This is a genomic window from Vibrio sp. 1078-1 (assembly GCF_033340475.1).
Map to the genome: position 1 here is coordinate 1 of NZ_JAWOWM010000363.1, position 696 is coordinate 696.

1 protein-coding gene is annotated in these 696 nt (G+C 50.7%); it reads left to right on the top strand.

The features are described from left to right. On the top strand, positions 1-696 hold a 696-nt coding region (gene gspL / locus R7190_RS27605; protein WP_318137896.1), incomplete at both ends, for a type II secretion system protein GspL.

Sequence of the window (696 nt, forward strand, 5' to 3'; positions counted from 1 at the left end):
GTGGTGTTAACTCAGGTGGACATTCCGCCTGGTGCCACACGTCAGTTCGACAGCATGTTGCCTTATTTGATTGAAGATGAAGTCGCGCAAGATGTGGATAGCTTGCACTTCACCGTATTGGGTAAGCAAGCGGATAAAGCACAAGTGTGTGCGGTCGAGCGCGCATGGGTACAAACCGTGCTACAGCGTTTTGCTAGCCAAGGTTTGACCATCAAACGCATCTTGCCAGATGTATTGGCATTGCCTGTCAGTGATGACAACAGCAGTGCGGCACTGATTGGTGAGCAATGGCTAATTCGTCACTCAGAGACGGAAGGTGCGGTGGTGGATTCGGCGTGGCTGGATCTTTACCTCTCTTCTTACCTGCAAAACCATGAAGGTTGGCAACTCGATTGCTACAGTTCCGTGCCAGAATCGACTGTTGAGAGTGTATGGGTTCCTAAGCCAGAAGAAATGACGATGGCGTTGCTCGCAAAAGGCGTCGCGAGTAGTAAAACGAACCTGTTAACTGGCGAGTTTAAGCCGAAGTCTTCTTGGGGTAAGTACTGGAAAGTTTGGCAAAAGGCGGCTATCGCTGCGGGCGTTTTGTTAGTGGTGGTCGTGGCTCAGCAACTTCTCGTCGTCCACAAGTACGAGGCGCAAGCACAAGCCTATCGTGAAGAAAGCGAACGTATTTTCCGTCAGGTTTTCCCAAAC